Source organism: Bacteroides sp. An279, assembly GCF_002159615.1.
GTDB lineage: Bacteria > Bacteroidota > Bacteroidia > Bacteroidales > Bacteroidaceae > Phocaeicola > Phocaeicola intestinalis.
This window is the reverse complement of record NZ_NFJA01000133.1, coordinates 1-6,302: the sequence shown is the minus strand read 5'-3', so window position 1 is coordinate 6,302 and position 6,302 is coordinate 1. Positions and strand designations below refer to the sequence as shown.

Here is a 6,302-nt window from a genome sequence, read left to right as displayed (position 1 = left end):
AAGAATAGATAGCAACTGAACTTATTTGATTTTCGTTATTTTGTTCCATTTATAAACAGAAGAAAGAAAGACATAGATATTCTTTCTTCTGTTCTTATTTTGTACCTTTATTCTACGGAAGGGTTAGCCGAACAAGCAAAGCGATGCAGACCACGGCAAATAGGACAGTTGTCTACTCATTATCCCCAAATGAGGTAATTCTTCTAACTCTTTTGATTGCAAAGAGGAATATCCCTTGTACAGATTTACGCAAAAGCAATGGCGAAATACGGCTTACAGCGTGGCATACGGGGTTCGGAAGCACGGCATACCACCACCGCCCAATACTACCGTGACCTGAAACGGCAGACGGGAGAGCTTGAAGCCAACGTAAGGCAGTTGCAGACCGCACAACAACAGGCTGAACGGCAGCTTGACGAAGTGCGAAAGGAAATCAAGTCGGAGAAGCTGGAAGCCGCCAAGACCGAAGCGAAGACGGCACTCGTGGCAAAGGTCGGTTCTCTTTTGGGCAGCGGCAAGCTAAAAGAACTGGAAGCCGACAACCGCACCCTGCAAGGCGAGGTTGCCGTCCGTAACGAAAGCATCGAACTGTTGCAACGGCAAATGCAGCGGCAGCAGGAGGAACACAGCCGCCAATTGATGGAACTGCAAGCCAAGTACCGCAGGGAAATGGCGGACAAGGAAGCGGCACACCAAGAAGAAGTGTCATTCCTAAAATCCATTATCCAAAAAGCCAAGAAATGGTTTCCGCTGTTCCAAGAGTTGGTGTATATGGAGAAGTTCTGCCTCAAAGTCGGCTTCAACGAGAAGCAGACTGCCACGCTTATCAGCGGCAAGCCGTTGTTCTACGAGGGCGAACTCTATTCGGAGGAACACAAGCGGAAGTTTAAGACCGAAAGGGCAGGCTTCCAAGTGGTGAAGGACCCGAAAGACAAATCGAAACTCGCACTTGCCATCAACAGGCAACTGATTGGCGAATGGTTCAAGGAGCAGTTCAACAAGCTGTTCTCATCCATTAGGAGGACGGTTGCACCGCACAGAAAGGACAAAGGCTTGGGTTTGTAAACAATGCCAACGGGAGGGTAGCAAGTTTGTGTTTTGGGCAGACCAAAACCGCTTGCTACCCGCTGATTGAAACGTCACTTTATTTGTGCCCGAATCCTGCTCAAGCTCGCTTGTGTGACACCTAAATAGGTTGCGATACTTCCCAATGGTAACCGTTGCAACAAATCAGGCTCTTTCTCCAACAACTCGTGATACCGTTCCGAGGCGATGGCGGACAACATGGAAATCAGCCGTTCCTCGGTGGCAAGCAGCTCCATTTCCGCATAACGCCGCCCCCAATTGGCTATGTGCAAATCCTCCAAGAATAACTCTTTCAGTTTTTTCCTTTCCAATACATACAGGACTGAATCCTCCATCAGCTCCATTGTTTCATACCCCGGTTCGTCATTCACATATCCTTTCATGGAAACAATAGTCGCCCCTTCCTTGCCGACCCAAAAGGTAATTTCTTTCCCCTCTACCGAAGTATAGGCGCGGACAATGCCTTTCTTGATGAAAAAGATGTCTTTTTCTATCTTGCCATATTCCATCACTTGGAATCCTTTGGGGTATGAGACTTCCGTCAGGCATTGCCGCAACTTGTCCAAAGACGCATCCGGCATGGCATATCTCAGGTTGATGATTTCCTTTATATCCATAAGTCATTTTGTTGTGGTACAAAATTATAAAATAACGCACAGAAACAGATACAAACAGCTGTTTTTTGCCAAATGCAAAAGCCGTTTTTACCAAATGTAAAAAACGGTTAGAAATTACTTGCTTACTTTTGCACCCGAATTTAATAAATCATAGGTATGAATTGGATAATTTTATTTTTGGCAGGATTGTTTGAGGTAAGCCTTACATTCTGCTTGGGAAAAACGAGAGAGGCATCAGGTATTGGTTTTTATCTGTGGGGAAGCGGTTTCTTGGCTTCCACGGTATTGAGTATGACATTACTTGCCAAAGCGGTTCAGACTTTGCCTTTGGGCACGGCATACGCCATTTGGACGGGTATCGGAGCGGTCGGCACGGTCTTGATTGGGATATTCGTTTTCAAAGAGCCGGCCACTCCCATACGGCTTTTCTTCCTGTTCACGCTCATTGCCTCCTTGATTGGATTGAAAGTTGTGTCATACTGAAAGGAGGAATAAATGATGAAATATGAATTGAGAGAAAACCATGGCATTCCGGCACCTCTGCTGGCTCTGATGGCAGTCGCTACCGGGCTTTCCGTTGCCAACTGCTACTACAACCAGCCTTTGTTGGGCAGCATGGCAAAGGATTTTGGGGTAAGCGACTTTTCTGCCAGCATGGTTGCGACATTGACCCAGATAGGTTATGTAGTCGGACTTGTGTTTGTCATTCCGCTTGGCGATTTGGTTTCACGAAAGCAGCTGATATTGACCAATTATATCATTTCATCGTGCGCATTGCTTGCCATAGCACTTGCCCCTAACATCTATTGGGTATGGGGTGCATCCTTGCTTGCCGGAGCGTCTTCGGTCATGCCGCAGTTCTTCATCCCGTTGGTGTCTTATCATTCAGCACCCGCACACAAGGTGCGCAACGTGGGGATTATACAATCCTGTCTGCTAATAGGCATTCTTGGTTCACGGGTATTCAGTGGCTTTCTCGCTGATGTTTGGGGATGGCGTTCCGTTTATTTCGTCGCTTGTGCGTTTATGCTTGGATGCTTTCTGATGATTTACAAGATGCTGCCCGTGCTGTCTGCCCGTTCACAAGAAACTTATGCAGGATTGATGAAATCCTTGCTGCGCCTGCTCTACAAATACCCATACTTGCGTATCGCTTCTTTGAGGGCAGCATTGGCTTATGCTTCGTTCTTCGCATTGTGGAGTTGCCTTGCTTTCCGGATGAAACAAGAGCCTTTCTTTGCGAGTGACGATATTATCGGCGCACTCGGTTTGTGCGGATTGGCAGGTGCATCCACGGTGGTTTTCATCAGCGGCTATATCCAAAAGTATGGCGCAAGGTTCTTCTCTATTGTCGGAGGATGTGTGGTATTGGCTGCATGGTTCTTGGCATTTTGGGGGAATGCCAGCTATGTATGGATGATAGTCGCTATCCTGTTGATTGATGCAGGAATGCAATGTATCCATCTGTCCAACCAGACCAGCGTGGTCGCCCTTGATGCATCCGCTATCAATCGTGTCAATACCGTTTATATGACCATTTACTTCTTGGGTGGCTCTGCTGGTACATTCGTTTCAGGCCTGTTTTGGCAACATTACGGATGGGCAGGTGTGGTTTGGACGGGAATAGCTTTTACCGTGGCTTCCTTGCTCGTTAATTGCTTCAAGCCCAAAACGGCATAAGGGTGGATGCCAAATATCCAGACTGAAATAATTTTTGGAATGATTTTCCAGCCTGAATATTTTTCATACCTTTGTGCCGTAAGAGTTACCCAAACAAGCAAAGCGATGTAGACTGCGGCAATTAGAACGGTTGCCAACTCATTACCCAAAACGAGGTAATCCTTCCAACTCTCTTAATTTCAAAGAGGAATATCCCTTGTACAGATTTACGGAAAATCAATGGAAAAACCAAAGTCCAGCGGATATCGCCACCGTCATCATCCGCACCGGCACCGGTTAGTGGTTGTCGCGGAACAGACTACCGCCACAGAGCAAAACAAGGATGGTATCACCTTTGAAGAATGTTTGGCTATGACAGAACCGGATGCTTATGGAAGCACTGAATGATACGGACATCCTTTCAGCCCTAAAGGATATTCAAAAAAAGACAAATCACTCATTATGCTATCGGTATAGATTTATGCATTTTGTTGATGTCACAATTCCGACATGCTGTCTCCGTCCCGTTCGGCGCACATCACTAAACTGTCTTTATCTCACTCAGATTACTTGAAAGGCTTTCGTTATTATCTTCTTGCCTCAACGCAGATAGCTTCGTCTGGTGTAAGATTAATAATCTTACAGCAGATGCACCTATATGCGTTTGCCGACACACCTATATCCGCGGGCTTCCGCAACCGGCTGCGTCTTGCTATGATACTATTGAATATCCGCAATGAACCCATGTAGGGGCGGGGTTCGCCCGCCTGTATGCACCTACGTGGATGTATTCGGGCAGGCAAACCCTGCCCCTACAGGTAAATGAAAAAGGCGTGTTGCGGCATATTCTTTTTCCTGAAAAGATATTGCTTTTATCCTGAAAAATAGTGAATAATATTATGTAACTTTGTATTTATCAAACAAAAAGGTGAATATACACTATGAAAAGTATTATCCTGTTTATAACATTATCCAGCGCTATTTGCATAAGTTGTAGCAACAAGCGACAGCAACTACAACCGGAAGCCACACCGGACAAAGAGCCGGCTATAACCGGTGGAAACGATACGGCTACAAACATTCGAATAAGCAGTCAAGATACATTGCCAGACAAGGATACCATTGTCTACGACATACCGGAATGCTGCCTTTGGTACGCCAAAGACTTGCCGGATGAATACAAGGATAAGCCTGTTTCCATGTGGGCGGAACATAGTGTATATTGGGAGAATGTGCACGCCGTCAATATATTTGTATCAAATCCAACGAACGCACAACTATCATTCGGGAGGTATTGGGACATAGATGTTTGGAAGGAAGAGAAATGGGTTTCCCCGGAAATGAAAGTTTCCTGCATAATATGGCCTGATGACGAATTTGTAATGCATAAAGGCATGTTGTTGCATTGTTTCCGTTTTCCTGTTGGCAAATATTATCATCTGCCCAAAGGGAAATACCGGATAAGCAAACCCTTCGGCTTGGCAGGAAAGAGTATAGAGTTGAATACAGAATTTGAAATCAAATAGTCTTTTTATGAAAACAAACGTGTTAGCATTAGTTATCAGCCTGTGGGCGAACTTTTCGCTGCAAGCGCAGACAAACGAACGATACATCGAAGTGACAGGTACATCCGAAATCGAGATTGTTCCCGACAAAATCCATTACCTCATCGAAATCCGCGAATACTTCGAAGAAGAGTTTGACGGGAAATCGAAGCCCGAAGAATACCGTACCAAAGTGCCCTTATCGGAAATAGAACAAGGATTGAGGGATGCACTTACCCAAGCTGGCATCTCGCCCAACGCCGTCCGTACACAAGAAATCGGCGACTATTGGCGCCAGCAAGGACAGGACTTCTTAGTTTCCAAGAGCTTTGACATTACACTGACCGACTTCAATCAGATAAATGAAATAGTCAGGCGAATAGATACAAAAGGCATACACACCATGCGTATAGGCGAGTTGGAAAACAAAGACATGCCGGCATATCACCAAAAAGGAAAAATCGAAGCGTTAAAGGCTGCACAACAGAAAGCCGCTTACCTGGTAGAAGCATTGGGCAAGAAATTAGGCAATGTCATACGCATCGTAGAAGAAAGCAGCAACACGGCTTTTCCGTTTGCACAAAGCAATGTGCTTTCTTCCGATGCGGCATCATTCGACAGTTTCCGCACCATCAAGAAAAACTATTCCATGCTCGTGCGTTTTGAAATCATAGATTAGGAACATTTCATCGCAGCGGACACAGAGTTCTACAAAAAAGATAACGAATCCGCAAAATAGCCTGTGTAGGGGCGTATCGCATACGCCCGAATGAGCCAACTCATCCACGAAGATGTCTTCAGGGCGTATGCGATACGCCCCTACAGGGGATGTTTGCGGTATTCAATTATTATTGAACGGTAACTTGAAAGAGAATGGCTCATCAATGTGAGACCAGCTTCAATCCGATAATGGAGGCTATCAAAGTAGAGATGAAGAAAAGACGGAGAAAGGATACCGGCTCGTGAAAGAACACGATGCCAAGCACCACTGTACCTACCGCACCAATACCTGTCCACACCGGATAGGCGGTACCGATAGGCAATGTCTGCACTGCCTTTGCCAACAATACCATACTTAATGTAAGACTCAGCAAGAAACCGGTGCCCCAAAGATACCAACCGGTGCCCGATGCTTCTTTCATCTTACCCAAACAAAAAGCAAAGCCGGACTCAAAGAATCCGGCAACAATCAGAATAATCCAGTTCATACGGCTTTCTTATTTCTTTTAATAAAATGTGGAGGCAAAGATACGATTTTTTATTCACACCACACCTTGCAAACTATTTATTTTAGAAGCTGTTTTGAATTTATCGTGCGATGATTTGGGATGAGTTTTTGAGGCATTTTCGCTTCTGTGATGAGGAAGATAGCGGGCTATCTGACGAAGAACAGGAG

Annotated in this window: 8 protein-coding genes; 6 read left to right on the top strand and 2 right to left on the bottom strand. The window is 45.5% G+C overall.

Going from position 1 to position 6,302, the window contains the following annotated elements:
• Positions 1-258: 258 nt before the first annotated feature.
• Positions 259-1,065 carry a recombinase gene (locus B5F78_RS15545; RefSeq protein WP_239473495.1) on the top strand — a complete coding sequence of 269 codons (807 nt, stop codon included), beginning with the start codon at positions 259-261 and terminating at the stop codon, positions 1,063-1,065.
• A 74-nt stretch (positions 1,066-1,139) separates the two neighbouring features.
• Here B5F78_RS15545 and B5F78_RS15540 read toward each other — a convergent pair whose 3' ends face one another.
• Positions 1,140-1,703, bottom strand: coding sequence for a Crp/Fnr family transcriptional regulator (locus B5F78_RS15540; protein WP_087407159.1), 564 nt, complete (start codon positions 1,701-1,703; stop codon positions 1,140-1,142).
• A gap of 156 nt (positions 1,704-1,859) precedes the next feature.
• Between B5F78_RS15540 and B5F78_RS15535 the strand changes: the two genes are divergently transcribed.
• The 5 genes from B5F78_RS15535 (at position 1,860) to B5F78_RS15520 (ending at position 5,585) form a co-directional block, all read left to right on the top strand.
• Positions 1,860-2,186: a DMT family transporter gene (locus B5F78_RS15535; protein ID WP_072542729.1), complete on the top strand. Its 327-nt coding sequence runs from the start codon at positions 1,860-1,862 to the stop codon at positions 2,184-2,186.
• A gap of 15 nt (positions 2,187-2,201) precedes the next feature.
• Positions 2,202-3,383, top strand: a complete 1,182-nt coding sequence (locus tag B5F78_RS15530; RefSeq protein WP_087407160.1) for an MFS transporter — start codon at positions 2,202-2,204, stop codon at positions 3,381-3,383.
• 219 nt (positions 3,384-3,602) lie between these two features.
• Positions 3,603-3,770: a hypothetical protein gene (locus tag B5F78_RS17410; RefSeq protein ID WP_158098138.1), complete on the top strand. Its 168-nt coding sequence runs from the start codon at positions 3,603-3,605 to the stop codon at positions 3,768-3,770.
• Positions 3,771-4,303: 533 nt separating this feature from the next.
• Complete coding sequence (locus B5F78_RS15525; protein WP_087407158.1) at positions 4,304-4,888, top strand: immunoglobulin-like domain-containing protein; 585 nt, start codon at positions 4,304-4,306, stop codon at positions 4,886-4,888.
• A 7-nt stretch (positions 4,889-4,895) separates the two neighbouring features.
• Positions 4,896-5,585 (top strand): SIMPL domain-containing protein, encoded by a 690-nt coding sequence (locus tag B5F78_RS15520; protein WP_087407157.1) that lies wholly within the window; start codon positions 4,896-4,898, stop codon positions 5,583-5,585.
• A gap of 202 nt (positions 5,586-5,787) precedes the next feature.
• Here the strand turns inward: B5F78_RS15520 and B5F78_RS15515 are convergent, their stop codons facing one another.
• Positions 5,788-6,114, bottom strand: a complete 327-nt coding sequence (locus B5F78_RS15515; protein WP_022041112.1) for a DMT family transporter — start codon at positions 6,112-6,114, stop codon at positions 5,788-5,790.
• Between the last annotated feature and the right edge of the window lie 188 nt (positions 6,115-6,302).

Bases quoted from the DNA above. Each gene is read 5' to 3' on its own strand.
- B5F78_RS17410 (WP_158098138.1), top strand. From the start codon at position 3,603: ATGGAAAAACCAAAGTCCAGCGGATATCGCCACCGTCATCATCCGCAC.
- B5F78_RS15520 (WP_087407157.1), top strand. From the start codon at position 4,896: ATGAAAACAAACGTGTTAGCATTAGTTATCAGCCTGTGGGCGAACTTT.
- B5F78_RS15525 (WP_087407158.1), top strand. From the start codon at position 4,304: ATGAAAAGTATTATCCTGTTTATAACATTATCCAGCGCTATTTGCATA.
- B5F78_RS15530 (WP_087407160.1), top strand. From the start codon at position 2,202: ATGAAATATGAATTGAGAGAAAACCATGGCATTCCGGCACCTCTGCTG.
- B5F78_RS15515 (WP_022041112.1), bottom strand. From the start codon at position 6,114: ATGAACTGGATTATTCTGATTGTTGCCGGATTCTTTGAGTCCGGCTTT.
- B5F78_RS15540 (WP_087407159.1), bottom strand. From the start codon at position 1,703: ATGGATATAAAGGAAATCATCAACCTGAGATATGCCATGCCGGATGCG.
- B5F78_RS15535 (WP_072542729.1), top strand. From the start codon at position 1,860: ATGAATTGGATAATTTTATTTTTGGCAGGATTGTTTGAGGTAAGCCTT.
- B5F78_RS15545 (WP_239473495.1), top strand. From the start codon at position 259: ATGGCGAAATACGGCTTACAGCGTGGCATACGGGGTTCGGAAGCACGG.